The 21,128-nt window shown below is 32.0% G+C and carries 9 protein-coding genes; 7 read left to right on the forward strand and 2 right to left on the reverse strand.

Annotated features, from left to right (window positions below):
* Positions 1 to 15 precede the first annotated feature (15 nt).
* Both pqiB and A9G10_RS08110 read left to right on the forward strand, forming a co-directional pair.
* Positions 16 to 1,653: an intermembrane transport protein PqiB gene (pqiB, locus tag A9G10_RS08105; RefSeq protein WP_065559049.1), complete on the forward strand. Its 1,638-nt coding sequence runs from the start codon at positions 16 to 18 to the stop codon at positions 1,651 to 1,653.
* Positions 1,653 to 2,237: a PqiC family protein gene (locus A9G10_RS08110; protein WP_065559050.1), complete on the forward strand. Its 585-nt coding sequence runs from the start codon at positions 1,653 to 1,655 to the stop codon at positions 2,235 to 2,237. Before pqiB ends, A9G10_RS08110 begins: the two co-directional genes overlap by 1 nt.
* A gap of 45 nt (positions 2,238 to 2,282) precedes the next feature.
* Here A9G10_RS08110 and pabB read toward each other — a convergent pair whose 3' ends face one another.
* Both pabB and A9G10_RS08120 read right to left on the reverse strand, forming a co-directional pair.
* Complete coding sequence (gene pabB, locus A9G10_RS08115; protein ID WP_065559051.1) at positions 2,283 to 4,037, reverse strand: aminodeoxychorismate synthase component I; 1,755 nt, start codon at positions 4,035 to 4,037, stop codon at positions 2,283 to 2,285.
* A 7-nt stretch (positions 4,038 to 4,044) separates the two neighbouring features.
* A complete protein-coding gene (locus tag A9G10_RS08120) occupies positions 4,045 to 4,614 on the reverse strand; it encodes an anthranilate synthase component II (RefSeq protein ID WP_065559052.1) in 570 nt (189 codons plus the stop codon).
* 190 nt (positions 4,615 to 4,804) lie between these two features.
* Here A9G10_RS08120 and A9G10_RS08125 point away from each other — a divergent pair, with 190 nt between their 5' ends.
* From A9G10_RS08125 to A9G10_RS08145, 5 genes are all read left to right on the forward strand, one after another.
* Positions 4,805 to 6,499: a ShlB/FhaC/HecB family hemolysin secretion/activation protein gene (locus A9G10_RS08125; RefSeq protein WP_065559053.1), complete on the forward strand. Its 1,695-nt coding sequence runs from the start codon at positions 4,805 to 4,807 to the stop codon at positions 6,497 to 6,499.
* 837 nt (positions 6,500 to 7,336) lie between these two features.
* Positions 7,337 to 10,351, forward strand: a complete 3,015-nt coding sequence (locus A9G10_RS08130; RefSeq protein ID WP_065559054.1) for a two-partner secretion domain-containing protein — start codon at positions 7,337 to 7,339, stop codon at positions 10,349 to 10,351.
* Between the two features lie 1,023 nt (positions 10,352 to 11,374).
* Entirely contained in the window at positions 11,375 to 14,164 is a 2,790-nt protein-coding gene (locus tag A9G10_RS08135) for a two-partner secretion domain-containing protein (RefSeq protein WP_065559055.1), read from the forward strand.
* A gap of 730 nt (positions 14,165 to 14,894) precedes the next feature.
* Positions 14,895 to 17,729 (forward strand): two-partner secretion domain-containing protein, encoded by a 2,835-nt coding sequence (locus A9G10_RS08140; RefSeq protein WP_065559056.1) that lies wholly within the window; start codon positions 14,895 to 14,897, stop codon positions 17,727 to 17,729.
* Positions 17,730 to 18,243: 514 nt separating this feature from the next.
* Positions 18,244 to 20,829, forward strand: a complete 2,586-nt coding sequence (locus A9G10_RS08145; RefSeq protein WP_065559057.1) for a two-partner secretion domain-containing protein — start codon at positions 18,244 to 18,246, stop codon at positions 20,827 to 20,829.
* Positions 20,830 to 21,128: the final 299 nt, after the last annotated feature.

Below are 21,128 nucleotides of genomic sequence, written 5' to 3' on the forward strand. Positions count from 1 at the left end.
CGTTATAGGAAACATATGACAAATTCAAATAGATTAGCAAAAATTATCAAAATCAGAGCTATCTCAGCAATATGGATTATCCCTATTGTTACTGTAATTGTTGGGCTTTGGATAATTTACTCTCATTTTGCTGATAGAGGAACATCATTCACTTTGCTGGCAAAAGATGCTAGCGGTATTGTTGCCGGAAAAACGGTGATTAAAAATCGTAGTGTTGATGTAGGCATAATAGATCAAGTGACGTTATCGGATGATTATAATCAAGTTGTCATCAAAGGACGAATCTATAAAAATATGGAGCCTTTGCTTAAAAATGACTCTATATTTTGGGTGGTTAAACCAGAAATAGGGCGTGATGGGGTCACGGGGTTAGGTACGATTTTATCGGGTGTTTATATTGAATTAGTCGCAGGAAATGATAAACATAGCTTCAAAAACGATCCGTTTGAATTGTCCGATTCGCCACCCATATCCGATCCTAGTATTAAGGGTATTCGGTTAAATTTAGAAAGCGATCAAAGTGGAATGATACCGCGTGGTGCTTCAGTGATGTTTAGAGGCTATCGGGTAGGGAATGTAGAAACCTCGTTATTTGATGTTGAAGCGCGTAAAATGAAATATCAAATTTTCATCAAAGAGCCTTACGATGCGCTAGTGACACAAAATGTTAGATTTTGGAAAGAAGGTGGAATTAATTTAACACTTTCTTCTATGGGTGCAAGTTTAAATTTTCCTTCTTTAGATGTTCTGTTATCAGGGGGAATCAGTTTTGATTTACCGGACGGATCTAAATTGGGGGCACCAGCACAGCAGTATGCATTATATCAATTATACGATGATAAAAAGTCGATACAAGAATCTCAATACACTCAATATAAAGAGTTCCTGATTATGATTTCAGATTCAATATCGGGGCTAAATGTTGGCGCACCGGTTGAGTATCATGGAATAAGGCTCGGTACGGTTAGCAAAGTGCCATTTTATACCATAGACATGCTAAATGAATCGTCAATACTGAATCAGAAAGTACCGGTCTTAATTAAGATTGAGCCTGATCGTTTATCCGACTTAGTGGATGAAAAAATCGATATTGCAAAGCAGATCATGGAAGAACAAAAAAATGGTTTAAGAGCTTCGCTTAAAACATCAAATTTATTTACGGGTGCGCTGTATATTGATTTGGATTTTTACCCTGATTTAAAAAATGAATACAATGAAAAAACAGCTGTGCAATATGGTTATGATACCATCGATACTACTTCAACAGGCATAGCACAAATACAAGCTAAAATTTTACAATTATTAGATAACTTTAATAATTTACCACTGAATAAAACAATGGATCAGTTTAATCAATCATTGGCATCGAGTGAGCGTTTAATGAATTCGTTGAATAAGATCATGGCAAGCAAAGAGATGCAAACGATGCCAAAAGATCTGCAAAAAGCGTTACGCTCATTGAACGATACAATGAAAGAATTACAACCCGGTTCAGAGATGAATAATCAAATAAAAGAGAGTTTGCAAAAAATTCAACAAATGATGGATGAGTTAACGCCATTGTTAAGCACATTGAATGATAAAAGCAATGCGTTGATATTCTCTGCACCTGTTAAACAAGATTTGGAACCCAAAGCAAAAGGTAAAAAATAATGAAAAGCATAATAAATCGCATTTTTACAATTGGGATTATGGCATTATTAACGACATTAGTTGGCTGTTCTTCAGGTACCGCTGAAAAACATTACTTTCAATTAGAGAGTCACTTACAAAATCAACGTTCACAAACTTTGAATTCAACACATGGTTTTATATGGATTGAATCCATAGATGTAGCCAGTTTTTTAAACAAACAAGGGATTGTCTTGCAAACGGATAATATTCAGTTTGTTACGGCTTCAAACAATTTATGGGGCTCATCGCTTTCACAACAACTTGGTGATCGTTTAGAACAAGATTTATCGATTTTTCTACCTCATTATTTAGTTTCAACCAAAGCAATTACCACCCCAACATTGACCGTTAAACTATTCATTGATGGATTTCATGGCAGTTACACTGGCGATGCGATAATAAAGGGGCGTTGGGTTGTTAAAGATAGTAAAGATAATATTGAAACAAAATTTTTTGAACATCGTATAGCGTTAAAAAATAATGGCTATGCTGCATTAGTCAATGCATTATCGAAAGGTTGGCAAGATGAAGAGCGTGAGTTTGCTACCTCGATAACACATTAATCTATTCGATAATATTTCGCCAATAAGTTGGCGAAATCGTCACCTTTATATCGTTGCGTTTATTAATTGCTGTTTAAACTGGTTGAAAACTTTATCATCAATTTCTACCCATTTGCGAACACTATTAATGAACGCGATCTTTTCAGCGTGTAATAACTCTTTTTTAGTTAGTGTTTTTTCAATTAATTGCTTTGACTCCAAATAAAATTGCCGCATTGTCCCTGCCAATAATCCAGAGGTGATCTTGGGGGTTACCCATTGATTATCAACCAATAACGCGATATTACCATTAACAAACTCAGTGATTTCGTCATGTTGATTAAAGTTAATATACTCTTTTGCAGGGGGTAGTGCCGGAAAATGATGCCGAATTGATGTTTTGTGGTATAAAAAGAGGTTCTGGTTATTAACACAATTTGGAGCAAACGCAATTTCGGCGATTTGCATAGGTGCGATAATACTATCGTGGTTAATCTCAAAATGCCCATTTTCTCTAAGTAAAATCCGTATTTTATACACATTTTCAGAATAGTTTTTTGCCAGATTAATTAGGGTTAATTTAATGATATGGATATTGCACTCAAAATTAAAATAACTTGCAGAATCAGCTAATCTTGTTAAATGCTGATCCAATAAAAAAAACTGACCCTTTTCAAGTAACAGTGATTCAATAATGTATTCTGGTATGGTTATAGTACGATTTAAAATTGCTGATTTAATTAAAATTTCGTTATATTCATCTTGCGAAGTGGAATCCCAAGTAATCCCTCCACCCACACCATAATGCATATATTGCTGATTTATCGTTAATGTGCGAATTGGCACATTGAATATCATTTTATGCCCAAACGGTTCAATATATCCAATCGTGCCACAATAAACTCCTCGAGCAGTGTTTTCAATTTGTGTAATAATTTGCATCGTACTAACTTTTGGCGCACCGGTAATTGAACCGCATGGAAATAATGCCCGAAAAATGTCAAATAAATGAATATCCTCTATTAATTGTCCCTCAATAGTTGAAGTTAATTGCCACACGGTTGGATATTTTTCAGCAGAAAAGAGCTTTGGTACAACAACCGTGCCGGGTTTGGAAATTTGACTTAAATCATTGCGAAGTAAATCAACAATCATCATATTTTCTGCTAGATTTTTTTCTGACATCAGCAAAATGCGTTGTTGATTATCTTGTTGTGTAGTCAAACCACGCCCTATGGTGCCTTTCATCGGTTTAGTGGTAATCGTTTTATTTTCAATCCTAAAAAATAACTCGGGTGAAATCGATAAAATATGATAATCATCATGTTCAAGATAAGCGCAATAATCTGCCTGATTATTTTTTTGAAGAAAATAGTAATAATCAATTGGATTTCCGTCAAAAGGCGCTTTAAATTGAATGGTATAATTGGTTTGATAAGTATTTCCTAATTCAATTTGAGAATGGATAAAATCAATTTTTTGATTATATTCTTCAATAGTTGTATCACAGCTTAATTCTAATGGTTCTGCCTGATAATGAGGTATTGATGTAGGGGAGTGAGATGTGTATTTATCAAAAATACCAAATAATAGTAGAGGTAAATCGGTATCTTGAGGTGGATTGGATTGGGTTTGATTAGCCTGATTAAAGCCCATTGCACTCTCATAGGCTAAATACCCTACTGCATAAAATCCTTGTGCAATAAATGATTCAATCTCTTCTACGCATTTTTTTATGGATGACACATTAGCTGTTGCCAATATTTTTATGGGATCGCAAAAATATTTATGTTGACCTTCAAAATCGATATGAACTTTCATGTAAATCCTATTGATGAACAAAATTTTTGATGATTTGCAAACCACAATCTGTTTTGATTGCTTCAGGATGAAATTGTACCGACTCAATAGGTAAATGTTTATGGCGTAATCCCATAATCAATCCTTGTTTATTTCGTGCGGTGACAATGAGTGGTGATGATGTAGGTAATAAATTATCCTTTACCATTAAAGAGTGATAACGCACTACCGTCAGTGGATTGTCAATTCCAGTAAATATTCCTTGACCATCATGATTAATATTATCGAGTTTACCATGCATTGGTTGCGGAGATTTGACAATCTCATATCCAAAATATTGTGCTATTGCTTGATGTCCTAAACAGATCCCGAATATTGGGCAGATACGATTGAATTCAGCCAGAACGGAAAGCGTTATGCCTGCATTGCTAGGATTCCCCGGTCCTGGAGAGAGAACAATTTTAGAAAAGTTTAATTTTTTCAATTGGTCAATTGTCATCTCATTATTTTTAATCACTTTAACTTTGGCTTTAGCTCGACAAAGATAATCATAAATATTAAACGTAAAAGAATCATAATTATCAATTAGTATAATCAAAATATTGCCTGCGAGATTTCAAACGATTTATTTCAAATTTTCATGCTGATATATCCTAATATATTTTCTTTTATTTAGAAAAGATTTTAACGATTGAACTGATTATTTTTAACGCATGTCTATTTTTTTATGGACTAAAATAGATTATCGAATTAACATTAGCGCAAACTAAAATACAATAATAGGAAAAATGATGAAAATCAGAGTATTGTTAATTGTAGTAATAAGTTTTATCTTTTCAAATAACGTATTTGCTGAGCAGTTACCGACAGCACAAGAACGAAAGATCAGTGATCAGCAGCTGATTTATCAACAAGAAAGGCAAAAAGCAACAGAAGAGGCATTGTCTAATAAAACACCTAATGTGAGTTTAATGTCACCTTTACAAAAAATTCAGACGATCAATTTTCCTGAAGAGGAATTTTGTTTTCCGATTCAACACGTTGAACTGTTAGAACGTGATGCCTTTCCAATTACCATACCGCTAAATACGTTAGCCAAACAAGCAGAAGGTCGTTGCTTGGGTGGCAAAGGTTTAAATTTACTGATGACGGAATTACAAAATCAGCTTATTAGTTATGGCTATATCACAACACGGGTTTTGGCGCCTCAACAAGATCTCAATTCAGGAACATTTACTTTATTGTTGCTGAAAGGAACGGTAAGAAATATTTTTTATTCATCAGATAGCGACACCAGAGCCAATTTAACAAGTAATATGCCATTAAAAAAAGGCGATTTACTTAACTTACGTGCTATCGAACAAGGACTTGAAAATTTTCAGCGAATCCCAACTGCCAGCGCTCAAATCCAATTATTACCAGGAGAAGAGGCCGGTGAAACAGATATTGTTATCCAACGTCAACAATCGAAATATTGGCGAATAGGATTATCGTTAGATAATTCGGGATCAAAAAGTACAGGTCGCTATCAAGGTGGGCTCACACTCTATTTGGATAATCCACTTGGTCTTAGTGACAGTTTTTATGTTTCTGGTGGACATAATTTAGAGGGAGTGGACGATTATGGCTCAAAAAATTATCTATTCGCCTATTCTGTCCCATTTGGTTATTGGCTTTTTGATGCCTCGATGTATGCAAATACCTACAATCAAAAAATTTCGGATGTGGTCGATTATCAATATAAAGGACGAAGTAAATATTATAATTTTCAAATTAGCCGAGTATTGCACCGTAATGAAGCGCAAAAAACAATATTAAGTTATGGCATCAATTTAAGAGAGTCTCACAATTTCATCAATGATACTGAAATCGAAATTCAGCGGCGCAAAACAAGCAATTGGCGAATTGGCTTACAGCATAGTCACTACTTCGATAATATCGTTTTTTATGCAGGTGCATCTTATCAAAAAGGCGTACGTTGGTTTGGCGCACAAAAAGCATTTGAAGAAAAATCTGAAATCGGTAGTGCTTTAACCGATATCATTAATGCTAATTTGTCCGTTTATGTGCCTTTTAAACTCGGTAATCAAAATTTTGGGTACAGCCTTGATTCACAAGGACAATACACTCGACGTAATAAATTAACTGCACCGGATCGATTTTCGATTGGTAGTCGTTGGACGGTACGAGGATTTGATGGTGAAGAGATGTTAAGCGCTGATAATGGCTGGTTTGTTCGCAATGATTTAATATGGTATACGCCACTAAACCAGCAATTATATTTAGGACTGGATGCCGGTGGCGTATTTGGGGGAAATTCCGAAAATCTGACGGGTAAAAAATTAGTCGGTTCGGCTATCGGAATCAGAGGACGTCACTTTGGTCTTTATTATGATATGTTTGCTGGCGTGCCCCTACATAAACCTGACAAATTTAATACTAATCATTTAACACTCGGATTCTATTTAAATTGGACTTATTAGTGTTACCTATCATTTAGCCAACTATATATTAGTACTTATTATTGTTTTCAATAAACAATAATAAAGTACTAAATAAAATCAATTAAATAACTCCATAATAATTAATGCATTAGTTAATGAAGAAAAATTAAAAAAAATTTTTGTAAAGCTAATGAAGATATTTTAAATAAACCTTTGACTGAAAGTTTATTTAAAGATTATTATATATAAGTTATCTTATCTAAACCGCATAATTATGGGTTTTATCATTACTTTGTAAACTGATGATAAAATGATCAAATATTAATAAATTGATTACAGTTTTTTTAAGTGTTTATTAATCGCGGAAAAGTCTTAACTCTTACCACCAAGATAAGATACATAACATTAAAAAGGTCACTATTTTTGTTGATTGTAAGCATTCAGTCAGCCATAAAAGAATAGCCATCTAATTTCGCTATACAGGTTGTTAGATTCTATTAAATTTCCTTTTTATAACTAGAATTAACCTTATTCGAATAGTCCTATTTTATGAAAGTTAACTATTGATAACTTATACAAAACGATGACTAATGGATATGAGCTTAATTTCACATTACATTTTGCAGTAAAAAGTTATATTAACTATTGATATTAATTGGATTTGATTCAATTCAATTCAATTAACAGATTGTTAATTACACTGTAGTCATTTTTTCATTGTAGTAACTAATTGATATTAGTCATTTTGTAAACCAGTAATCTTAATTTATGCCTTGATTATAGAATAAATTGATTTTTATAAAATGACTGATTTTTAAGAAAATTCCGATTCTTTTTGAGTAAAAAAGAGTAGATCTATGAAAGGTGAGACATACTATGAATAAAAATTTTTATCGCATTGTTTTTAATAAAACTCGTGGATTGTTCGTTGTGGTATCTGAAATTGTAAAATCACATCAGGCGATATCACGTTGCAGCCGAAAAGCTAAAAAAACGGATATTAAACAGAATTCAAATAACGATACAAAATATTGCACATTAAAACCACTTGCATTTTTATCCTATATTGCATTAGGTATGGTAAGTGTTGTTGGTACAACTTATGCAAAAGGTATTGTGGTTGATCCCTTAGCCAATCAAAATCAACGTCCTGTCGTTAAGGAATTACAAAATGGTACAACACAAATCAATATTGTTGCACCGAGTAGAAACGGTGTGTCTCATAATAAATATACTCAATTTGATGTGTCAAAAAAGGGTGTGATTCTTAATAATGCTACTGGTGGCACGAATACACAACTAGCAGGAAATATCAATGGTAATCCATTATTACAAAACAGCGCAAAAGTCATTTTAAATGAAGTTAATTCTAACAATATCAGCCAATTAAATGGTTATATTGAAGTTGCCGGGCAAAAAGCACAGGTGATAATCGCTAATCCAGCTGGGATTACCTGTGATAATTGTGGCTTTATCAATGCAGATAGAGCCACGTTAACAACCGGTAAACCGATTGTAACAAATGGTAACCTAGAAGGCTATTTGGTCGAAAAAGGTCAAATTCAAATTACAGGTAATGGTTTAAATGATACCGGACAAGATTATAGTGATCTGATCGCTCGAAGTGTCAATATCAATGCTAAATTATGGGCAAATAAAGAAATCAATGTCATAACGGGTAAAGCAAAAGTTAGCGCGGATTTAAAACATATTGATACACAAGGCTTTGATAATCACGTTGGACAACCCGAGTTTGGCATAGATGTCTCAAGATTAGGGGGCATGTATGCGGATAAAATTAGAATGGTTGGGACAGAACGTGGTGTTGGTGTACGAAATAATGGGACGTTATTGGCAAATGCAGGAACATTAACTGTAACCAACGATGGCAAAGTAATTAATGCTGGTTATATCAGTTCAGCGCAAAACCTCGAATTCAAAACGACTTATGGTGGAATTGAAAACCATTCAACAATTGAAAGTTCAAAAAACATTGTATTATCCAGTAAAGCAGAAATAAAAAATGTTGATAGATTAAATGCGCAAGGTGATATCACGCTTAATGCGGAAAGTTGGGTTGGTAACCAAGGATTAATATCTTCGGGTAAACAGATTACAACAACGAGTAAAGAGTTTGATAATAGTTATTCAGCAAATATAAAAGCGCAAAATCTAAAAATTAATGCGAATATGGCAAAAAATACAGGCAATATTAACGTAAATGACACAATTAATCTGCTCGCAGATCAGTTTGAAAATAATAAAAAATTAGCTGCTAAAAAAGAAGTCGCTATAAACAGTAGAAAATTCAAAAATGATTGGAAAGGCAAGATTGAATCAAATGATATCAAAATTTTTGGTGACCAATTTGTCAATTATGGTCAACTTATTGCCGACCATAGATTAACTCTGAATGTTAAAAGTATCACGAATCTTAATGAATTAGTGGGAAGATACGAAATCAGGATTAATAGTATAGAATTTTCTAACAAAAAAGACGGAATAATAAAAGCTTATGATGCGGCAGTTGTAACACAAAATTTCGATTCTGATGGTACAATTTCAACTGGCGTATTGGATATATTTGCTCAAATAAACTATAACAATGGCATTAATGGCAAAATAATAGCTGATAATTTCAAGTTAATAAATCAACATAAAAGTGTTAATGAAGGTCTTATCGATGTAGGCTATTTTTATGAATCGGGTAGTGACTTTATTAACACCGCTTTTGGCAAAGTAAAAGTCGGTGAATTATATGCCAATAATGATTATTTTGAAAATAAAGGTTCGGTATACTCATCCAGTGGAATAATCGTTGAAAGTAATGATTTTTACAATAATGGTCAATTTGATGCAAGAAGAACTCTAAAAGTAAATCAGAATAAGAATTTTAAAAATGATTGGCATGGAACAATCAAAGCTAATTTCATTGATTTCGACGAACAGATCGTCAATGAAAGTTTTTCTAACTTTGGTACGATACAGTCAGAAGATCAAATTAAAATTAAATCTAAGGATTTTTATAACCAAGGACAGATATTGGCGAAACATGCATTAAACATTCAAGCTGAAAAACAAAAAAATGAAATGAATGCTTCAATAAACAGTGACAAAATTAATCTATCAGGTTCAACATTAGAAAATAAAGGTTTGATAACTGCTCAAGATTCCCTAAAAATCGATGTTAAACAGTTGTATAACAAATTTAAATTATTATCTGATGAAAATTTAGATATTAATACCTCATATTTTTCAAATGAAGGAAATGAAAGTCTTGTTAAAGCTGATTTAGTGACAATATTTGCTAATAAACTGGACAATCATAGTACCTTTAATGCGACTAATGATCTACAAATCATTGTTAACAACATTTACAATCAAGGTCGGTTTACATCAAATAATCATATTGGTATATATAGTGCAGACTTTAAAAATGATTGGGCTGGTCATGTTGATGCCGATAAACTGGATATCGCCGGTGGAAAAATGAACAACATGAACGAAATAAAAGCTAATCGATATATAACTATCAACGTTAATGATTTCTACAATAACAAGACTTTATTTACATTTGGAGATCTAGAAATAGGCGGCACCAATTTTAAAAATGATTGGTATGGTTTGATTAAAGCTGAAAACCTAGATATTCTTTCGACTCAGTTATCGAATTATGGAAAATTTGAAACAAGTAATTTAATGAATATTGTGACAAAGAATTTTTATAATTACGGACGAGTTGATTCTGATATGCACATCTGGTTATATGCTGATTATTTTAGAAATGATTGGAAAGCTGTGATGAATGCAAAATACATTAAAACGAAAGTGAATCATATTGAGAATTATGGATTAATAACAGGAATTATAAATGATGAAAATCAACTATAACTTCTGGATTGCTAATGTTTTTTAACTTGAACAGTTGTTTATAACTTTAGATTCTGGTTTTCTATATATAAAAATTAGAAAACCAGGGTCTATTTTTCGAAATTTAAATAATCATATACTAAAAATAGAAACCGATTTAACTTGCTCATTAATGTTAGCTATCTTAAAAAGGTGTGATCAAATGTAATGCTTCTTTTCGCTAACATTGCTGTCTTTAGATGCTGCTCATATAAATTTTTACCCCTATAACCACCGCTATTTTTTAAAAAGCAATAAATGTCGAAAAAACGTAGTAAAGTAAAAATAATGGTTAATTAGAAACTAATTTTTTCATCTTATTAAAAATATAAACATTCAAATCGCAAAACATTGATATAAAAATTTACTAAAGTTAAATTTTTTTGATTTAAATTAAAATTGAATTAAATTCTTTCAATAATATATAAAATAATTTAATAAAGTCTTTGACCGAACCTCAAATAAATGTTTATATAGTACACTTTAATTTATCCAATGTATGCCTTGTGGTATAGGCATAATTTCACATCAATCAATAAAAGACACACCATTGTGAAATCAATAAGTTCCAGTATTATTTGTTTTTTTGATATTCATTAGTCATGTTAAATAAGATTAACTTACATTTATATATCAAATAAAAACAATATTTAACCAATAGCTATTTGTTAATAAGATCCAATGAGTGATTTGAAATACTGTTCTTTTTACTTAAATTTTTGAATATAGAGTCAGTGGTCAAACTATTCATATTAACGACATAAAATTGATGATAATCAAAACTAATTAACCTGCTATTGGTTAATAGGAAATCCCCATAAATACCCGAATGATAGAATTTGTATATTTTTTTCAAGTTGTAGTAACCCATTAATATCTTTGCTTATTAATAAAAGGATATTAATTTTTTCTTTTTTAGTTTTTTTATAAATTTAATTAATTTTTAATAACTTAATATGCTTTTGTTTTTAGACATCAGCAATTAGATACAAGGTGAAAAATACTATGAATAAAAATTTTTATCGCATCGTTTTTAATAAAGTTCGTGGATTATTTGTTGTGGTTTCTGAAATAGTTAAATCTCATCAAGTCATGACCAGTCAAAATCAAACCACAAAAAAAATGGAAGGGTATTATAAGCAAAAAGATCAATCCTGTATGTTAAAACCCTTAGTATTTTTATCCTATATCGCATTAGGTATGGTTAGTATTGTTGAATCTAGTTACGCAAATAATATCGTTGTTGATCAAAATGCCAGCCAAGAACAACGTCCAACCGTTCAAGGTTTACCAAACGGTGTAACACAAATTGATATCGCAGCACCAAGCAATAATGGCGTATCCCATAATAAATATACCCAATTTGACGTATCAAAAAATGGTGTCATTTTAAATAACTCTCGTGATGGTAGCCAAACACAATTAGCTGGTAATATTAATGGTAATGCATCACTACAAAATAGCGCCAAGGTAATATTAAACGAAGTGAATTCGCAAAATATCAGCCAATTAAATGGTTATATCGAGGTGGCTGGTCAAAAAGCACAAGTGATTATTGCCAATCCGGCAGGCATAACCTGTAATGGTTGTGGTTTTATTAATGCAGACCGGGCAACCTTAACCACCGGTAAACCGATAATGAATGACGGAAAATTGATTGGTTATCAAGTGGAAAAAGGTGAGATAGCCATTACCGGGGATGGGTTAAAAAATTCAGGGCAAGATTATACCGATTTAATTGCACGCAGTGTAAATGTCAATGCCAAGTTATGGGCTAATAAAGAAATCAATATTGTGACAGGTCAAGTGATTGTGGGGGCAGATCTGAAAAGTATTGAAAAAGTCGCCTCAACCACCAATACTGAACAACCTGAATTTGCACTGGATGTATCAGCGTTAGGTGGAATGTATGCCGGAAAAATTAAGATGGTCGGTACTGAAGCAGGGGTAGGTGTTCGTAATAATGGGGTACTTATGGCCAGTGCAGGAACAATAGATATATTAGCAAATGGCAAAATTTTAAATACCGTAAGTGGTAACCTTAATGCTTTAGAAGACATTTCATTAATCAGTGAACAATTAGAAAATCATGGCACAATTGCCAGTCAAAAAAATGTCGAACTGGTGGGTAAAACAGAGATAAAAAATTATGGTACTGTTGAAGCAAAAGAAGATATCAATCTAAAAGCATTTAAATTGGTTGCCAACGAAAATAAATTATCAGCAGGAAATACTCTTAATTCAGAAAGTAATGAATTTCTTAGTACATGGACTGGGAAAGTGAGTGCCAATACAATTAGCTTATTGGCAAAACACACTAAAAACGTAGGTAAAATCAATGCGGCTGAAAAAATGAACATTCGTGGATCATATGCTGAAAATGCTGGTGATATAACTGCGGGAGAATTTCTTGCGATAGTAACTGATCAAATCAAAAATGATTGGTTTGGCGTGATTCAGTCAAAACATATTGAACTTGTAGGAAAAAATCTAGAAAATTATAAAGAAATTAACGCAACTGACAACTTGATCATTGACGTTGTAGATATAAATAATATTAATACGTTAACCTCAGATAATAAATTAATGCTAGCAGGTCAGAACATTCAAAATCATTCAACAGGTCAGATTCGATCGCAAAAAGAATTATCCATAAAGTCCAAAATGTTATCCAATAACGGTGTGTTAGCATCAATAGAAAATATGAATGTTATTAGTGATGATGTCTTTAATCATTGGAATGGTACAATGCAATCGAAAATCGTTGATTTAAAAGGCAATAACTTTAGAAATTATGGTGCTGTTAATGGTGTACAAGCCATCGATATCGCCGTAAAAGGAATACTTTATAATCAAGGAATTTTATCATCAATTTCACCCGAACCTTCACCACATTCTGAAAGTTCAGAAACACCAAGTTTCAAAATTAATCTATCTTTTGATTCATTTAAAAATGATTGGAACGGTAAAGTTAATGCTGATCAAATAAATCTTGTGAACATTAAAACCAACAATGATCAAGTTAACGAAACGGGTGAATTTATTAATTATAACGAAATGAATGCCAATGACTTACTCAATATTGATGTTAAGAATGTTTACAATCAAGGTAAATTATTGGCAAAAAATGATTTATCTATAACGAGTGACAACTTCAAAAATGATTGGAAAGGCGAAGTACAAGCTAATAATATTGCTTTGGTAGGTGCAAAATTTGACAATTACAATCAAGTTTTTGCTAATTCTGAGCTGAATGTCAATGTCGAAAACGCTTACAATCAAGCTAAGCTCTTAACTGAAGGCAAGTTATTAATTAATAGCAATAATTTCAAAAATGATTGGCTTGGTGAAATAAATTCAAATAACATTGAAATCACAGGTAATAGATTTGATAACCGTAATAAATTAATAGCGAATGATACAATGAATATTAACCTGAATGATTTTAATAACAATGGTGAATTATTGGCTAACCAACAAGTAAAAGTAGTCAGTCACAACCTAAAAAATGATTGGTTTGGTTCAATTAAAGCTGAAAATATTGATCTGAATGTTACAACAAATATGGAAAACTTTGGTGAGGTTGAAGCTGGTGATCAGTTAACTATTAATTCTAATTATACATACAACCAAGGCAATGTGATTTCGAAAAGAGAGATTAAATTAGCGGGTAATCATTTTCTCAATGATTGGCATGGTGTGATTAATGCTGAAATTATTACTGACAATTTATCTGATAAAATCGTTAATCGTGGTCTAATTAATGGAAAGTCCACTAATGCAAAAGATGAATAGATTAATTTGATCAATTAATTCTGTTTTGTTGTAAAGATAAGATCCTAGTTTACTGAAATATATCATCAATAGGTAAGCTAGGATCTTAAAAATTAATTTTTTCAATCTTTGTCAACTTATGAGCTCTCTTCTCATTCACTTTAATCCCCAAAAAACGTAAAAAATTTTATAACTTCGCTAATTAATATCAATAAAATTGCAGATAATAGAAATATCTACACCGAATAAAATTAAAACATCATCAAGAGCCCAAATATTAAAACCGATTTGATCACACCAACTATCTGCTTGATAGAAATACTTTTTTAACAAAACAGAAAACACATTAAGTGATATATTAATAAATTAGAAAAATCTTGTTTTCAAAAGTCTTAGCTAAACCTAAAAATTGTTTGGATTAACAAAGAAATGTAAATTACGGATGCACAAATAAAACTTTGACTAAATATAAATTTAATGTTTATTATACATGCATCAAATTATCTAAATGATGTTAATTTGGTGTGTCTGTTTCTTTCTGTTCTACCAAGGATGATGGTCAATTAGTAGATAACTAGTTAATTTTAAAGCAATTTGTCATCCTGTCGATTTCCTTTTGTTGCATTAAATTCAAAATATTATTTGTATTGCCGTATTTAACTATTTTTGTAGATTTATCGAAGTAATCATTTGTTTAATATGATGATTTTTTTACGTTTTAACAAGATAATAGGTGAAAGGTGTAAATACTATGAATAAGAATTTTTATCGCATCATTTTCAATAAAGTCCGTGGATTGTTTGTCGTTGTATCAGATATAACTAAATCGCATCAAGTCATAACCGACAATGCTAAGCAAATCAAAACAGTTCATGTTAGCCCTAATCCAATCCAGCATGTTCAGTTTTGCAGATTAAAACCTTTAGTCTTTATGTCATATATTGCATTGGGTTTGGTTAGTGTGGTTAATGTCAGTTATGCCAATAATATCGTTGTCGATCCAACGGCTAACCAAGCACAACGTCCTAATGTACACAACTTGCAAAATGGCGTAACACAAATTGATATTGCAACGCCAAGTAATAGCGGTGTCTCTCACAACAAATATAACCAATTTGATGTATCCAAAAATGGTGTCATACTCAATAACGCGACTGGAAGAACTAATACCCAATTAGCTGGCGATATTAATGGTAATAGATTATTACAAAATCGTGCAAAAGTGATTTTAAATGAAGTTAACTCTCCCAATATTAGTCAGTTAAATGGTTATGTTGAAGTCGCAGGTCAAAAAGCGCAGGTCATTATCGCCAATCCTGCCGGTATAACTTGTAATGGTTGCGGTTTTATTAATGCTGATAGAGTCACGTTAACGACGGGTAAACCCATTATGGATAATGGTAAATTGCAAAGTTACCAAGTTGATGGCGGACGTATTGAAATTAATGGCTATGGTTTAAAAAACTCAGGTCAAGACTACACCGATTTAATTGCACGTAGTGTCAATGTTAATGCGGAATTATGGGCAAATAATGAAATTAATGTTATCACAGGACAAGCTAAAGTAAGTGCTGATTTGAGTACCATTGAAAAGCAAGGATTTAATAATCAAGTTGATCAGCCTGAGTTTGGATTAGACGTTTCTGCGCTAGGAGGAATGTATGCAGGTAAAATTAAAATGGTCGGTACCGAAAATGGTGTAGGGGTACGAAATGAAGGGAAACTGATGGCGAGTGCTGGTTCATTGAATCTTTCTGCTGATGGCAAAATTATTAATAAAGGAACGATGCAATCCTCTGAAGGAACTATCCTAACAAGTCAATCTGAAATTAAAAATTTAGGCACAATCACAGCTAAAAATGACCTTAAACTTCAATCCCACACGTTAATTACCAATGAAGGAAAACTGTCTGCAAAAAATTCTCTTTCAACAACCAGTGATGAGTTTATTAGTATTTGGTCAGGGGATGTAAAAGCAAATAACATTGTGATTAATGCTAAGCACGCAAAAAATGTGGGTAAAATGAAAGCCTATGAAACTGTCACCATTAATGCTTCAACTGCAGAAAATAATGGGAACTTAACGGCAGGAAAACAAATTATCCTAACAAGCGATAATATCAAAAATGATTGGCAAGGGATTATTAACGCTAAAAATATTAACTTGAATGGGAAAAATTTTGAAAATTATGGCGAAGTTAATTCTGCTGAAAACTTAGTGATATCGATAGGAAACATAAACAATATCAATAAATTACTATCAGATGAACAATTGTTGTTAAAAGGAACCAATATTACTAATAGCGATACAGGATTGATCAAAGCTGATGACAAAGTTTCATTAGTTGCAAAGAACATCATCAATGATGGCATAATCAATAGTGACTCAGTATTTTTAGGGGAAGGAGAAGTTGGAAAAGTTGTGAATACTTGGCGAGCAAAAATAAATGCTAAGCAATTATTTGATATTCATGCTAACCAATTTGAAAATTCTGGACAGATAAATGCGGATAATGGATTAATGGAATTACAAGATTATATGTATAACCAAGGTCAAATTACGCTAAATAACAATTTGAATTTATACCTTAAAGATTTTAAAAATGATTGGAATGGCAAATTAACCAGTAATTATATGAATATCAACAAAACGAAATCGGACGCTACTATCACTAATTATGGTGTCATCAATGCTGATAATTTAAATATTTTGAATAATAATGTTTATAATTATGGTCAACTTTTAGTGAATCATACTTTATCTGTAGTAAACAATACCTTTGTAAATAGTTGGCAAGGTCTTATCAAATCTGATGAGGTGGATATAAATACGAGCAATTTTGAAAATCATAATGAACTCAAAGCGGGTCAATTGCTGTCAGTTAATGGGAATAACCAGTTTTATAATCAAGGAAAATTATTTGCCAATAAACAAATCATTTTAAAAGGCAATGAAGTTAAAAATGACTGGAAAGGTGAAATCAAAGCCGATTTAATTACAATGGATACCAATAAGTTGGATAATTATAATGAAATTAATGCATTAAATTCATCGGTGATCAAAGTGAAAGACGGCTATAACCAAGGGAAAATTTTTGCATCTGATAAATTGGCAATAAAAACTGATAACTTTAAAAATGATTGGAAAGGCGAAATTAATGCTAATCAAATCGAAATCAAAGGTGGAAATTTTGATAACCGAAATTTCGCAAAAGCCAATGATGATTTCAAATTAAACGTAAGTAGTTTATACAATAATGGTCAGTTACTGGCCAAAAATAAAATACAGTTACACAGTAGAAATTTTCACAATGATTGGTTTGGTTGGATAGCATCAGACACTATTGATTTAGATATTGACTATAATTTTAATAATTATGGAACACTATCTGTCAATAAATCAATCAGTATACTCGCTAACCTCATTTATAACGAAGGAAAAATAACTTCTGATGATTATATCAAGTTAACAGCTAGGACATTGACCAATGACAGCCATGGAATAATTAATGCAAAATATATTGAATCTAAATTATCCTATATTAACAACATTGGCGTGATCAATGGTATTTTCGTTAATCAATAAAATGCATGACAGTAAGCTATAATTGATAAAATTACTCACCTGGTTTACCAAACGTTATTTCTCGTTTGATAAATCAGGTTGTTAAGATTCTATTATGTTAAATGTTATCTAAATTTATCTCTCACCTTTAATCATTCTCATAAAAAGATTTCAATACAAGTCTTCGTTTTTAATCATCTTGAAATTTGAAAATAATATTTTGCTTACAATTCATTAGGTAAAATTCTTTGACTAAATGAAAATTTAAAGTTTAATATATAAACATTAAGTTATCTAAACAATATAAAAATTTTGTTTGTACCGTTAGCTTAATAAAAGTCATTAAGTGTTCTGTAAGTCATTTGCGTGCTTTTTTAAAGCATTAATCATAACGCAGCCGTTTTAGTTGAATTCGTATTAAATTTTTTAATTGTCTTATCTGATTCTGAGGTCATTTTAGAAAATTTGCTGTTCATAATTTAATATTAATATGATTGATTACGGCTATTAACAAAAAGATGAAAGGTAAAATATTATGAATAAAAGTTTTTATCGTATTGTTTTTAATCGGATTCGTGGTTTATTTGTTGTTGTGTCTGATATTGCACAATCACATCACGTTGTTGTCAGCAAGGGGCAGCAAAGCAAATGTGTTCATATTAAAAATGATTCAAAGAAGAGTGCTCAATCTTATCTATTAAAGCCGATAGTCTTTTTATCCTATGTTGCATTAGGTTTTGTCAGTATGACTGGCGTTAGTTACGCAAATAATATCGTTGTCGATCAAAATGCCAATATAGCGCAACGCCCAACGATTCAAGGTTTACCAAACGGTGTAACGCAAATTGATATCGCAGCACCAAGCAATAATGGGGTATCCCATAATAAATATACGCAATTTGACGTTTCAAAAAACGGTGTCATTTTAAATAACTCTCGTGATGGTAGCCAAACACAATTAGCCGGTAATATCAATGGTAATGCATCACTGCAAAATAATGCCAAAGTCATATTGAACGAAGTAAATTCGCAAAATATCAGTCAATTAAATGGTTATATCGAGGTGGCCGGTCAAAAAGCCCAAGTAGTTATCGCTAATCCGGCAGGCATAACCTGTAACGGTTGTGGTTTTATTAATGCAGACCGGGCAACCTTAACTACTGGTAAACCGCTAATGGAAAATGGAAAATTGGCGAGTTATCACGTGGAACAGGGTCAAATAGCCATAACAGGGGATGGATTAAAAAATTCAGGGCAAGATTATACCGATTTAATTGCACGTAGTGTAAAGGTTAATGCGGAATTGTGGGCTAATAAAGAAATCACTATTCTGACAGGTCAAAACAAAGTGAATGCAGATCTGGCAACAATTAAAAATGTGGTATCAGACACGAATACTGTACAACCTGAGTTTGCTCTAGATGTATCAGCGTTAGGCGGAATGTATGCCGGAAAAATTCAGATGGTGGGTACTGACGCAGGGGTAGGTGTTCGTAATAATGGGACACTCATGGCAAGTGCGGGAATGTTGAATCTATTGGTTAGTGGTAAAATTTTAAATAATGTGGGGGGTAATATTAAGGCAACACAAGATATCTTGCTAGACAGTCAACAATTAGAAAATCATGGCACAATTGCCAGTCAAAAAAATGTCGACGTGTTGGGTAGAACAGAGATAAAAAATTATGGGATTATTGAAGCGAAAGAAGATATCAAAATAAAAACTAACACATTGATTGCCAACGAAAATAGATTGTCTGCAGGCAATAATCTTAGCGCAATAAGTGAGGGCTTTCTTAGTACATGGACAGGGAATGTGAGCGCCAACACAATTGTATTAAAATCAGGGCACACTAAAAATGTGGGCAAAATGAATGCAGCTGAAAGTGTTAAAATTAAAGCATCATTTGCCGAAAATGCGGGTGATTTATCAGCAGGAGAAAGCGTTACTGTATCGAGTGATAAAATCAAAAATGATTGGTTTGGTGTAATTCAGTCGAAAAATATTACCTTAGAAGGGAAAGATTTTGAGAATTATAGCGAAGTAAATGCCAAGGCTAATTTAAGCATTGTTGCTGATGTTATGAACGTAAATAAACTAACATCTGGAAAGGAAATATCGGTCGTTAGTGAAAAAAATATTATCAATAAAGATACAGGCTTAATTCAAGCTGGAGAAGAGATTAATTTAAATGGAACTAATATAGTTAATGAAGGTAATATCAAAGGTTCATTGGTAAATTTATATACCGGAAAGGTTGGAACCGTGGTTAATACTTGGCGTGGAAAAATAGAAGCGGATCAAGATTTTTACATAATCGCAAATCAATTTGATAATTGGGGATTGGTAAGTGGTGATTATGGAAATATTCTATCGTATGGGAAAATGTATAACCAAGGTCAAATAGCGATAAAATCAAAATTAGATATTATATATCATCAATTTAAAAATGATTGGAACGGTAAACTATCTTTCGATTCTGCTGTAATTGGGATTGATTCTGCTAATTCTGATAATGATTTTACCAACTATGGCCTAATAGAGGGTGATGAGATGAAAATGCCTTATGGTAATGTTTATAATTATGGAAAAATTTTAGTGAATTATTTATATTTATCAGGCGGTAATTTTGTAAATAATTGGCAAGGCCTAATAAAAACTAATGAAATATATTCCCATTATGAAAATTTTAGAAATTACAATGAAATCACTGCTGCTAACAAGTTAATGATTCAAGTTACAGATGGCTATAACCAAGGAAAAATTCATTCATTAAAAGAATTAGATATAATCAGTAATAACTTTAAAAATGATTGGCAAGGTGAAATCAGTGCCAACACGATTAAAATAGAAGGACAAATAAATGAAGAAGGAATAATTGAAGGACGATTTGATAATCGAAAATCAATCCGTGCTACTGATACATTGAAGATTAACGTAACAGAGTTTTACAATAATGGAGAGTTATTTGCCCAAAATAAAATAGACGGTGTCAGTAAACATTTCAAAAATGATTGGTTTGGCGTTATCGATACTAATCTTCTTGTATTAAAAGTTGAAAATGGGATAGAAAATTTTGGACAGATAAATGCAAAAGAATTACAAGAAATCAGCGATTAGTATTTATCCAACATTTAAAAGTTTTGATCCGGTTAAATAAAATTTTATCTCGGTAAAATATCATATTGGTTTATCAGTTGTGTTTAAATGACTGATAAGCCAATAATGCCACATTTCGTTCCTTTGATAATCCTTTCTTTCAATTTCCTTCCCTTTGTTGACAGATTATTTTGCAATAACATTTTGTTTTTTAATTGATAATTTTGTGCTGAAGGTTTATTAGCAACATTGATCATTTAACTGTTCAAAAGACATCAATGATTTGTTAATCGGATTAATAAAAGCGTCTGATTTGACAT

It is taken from the genome of Gilliamella sp. wkB308 (assembly GCF_001690185.1).
In the GTDB taxonomy this organism is placed as follows: domain Bacteria; phylum Pseudomonadota; class Gammaproteobacteria; order Enterobacterales; family Orbaceae; genus Gilliamella; species Gilliamella apicola_I.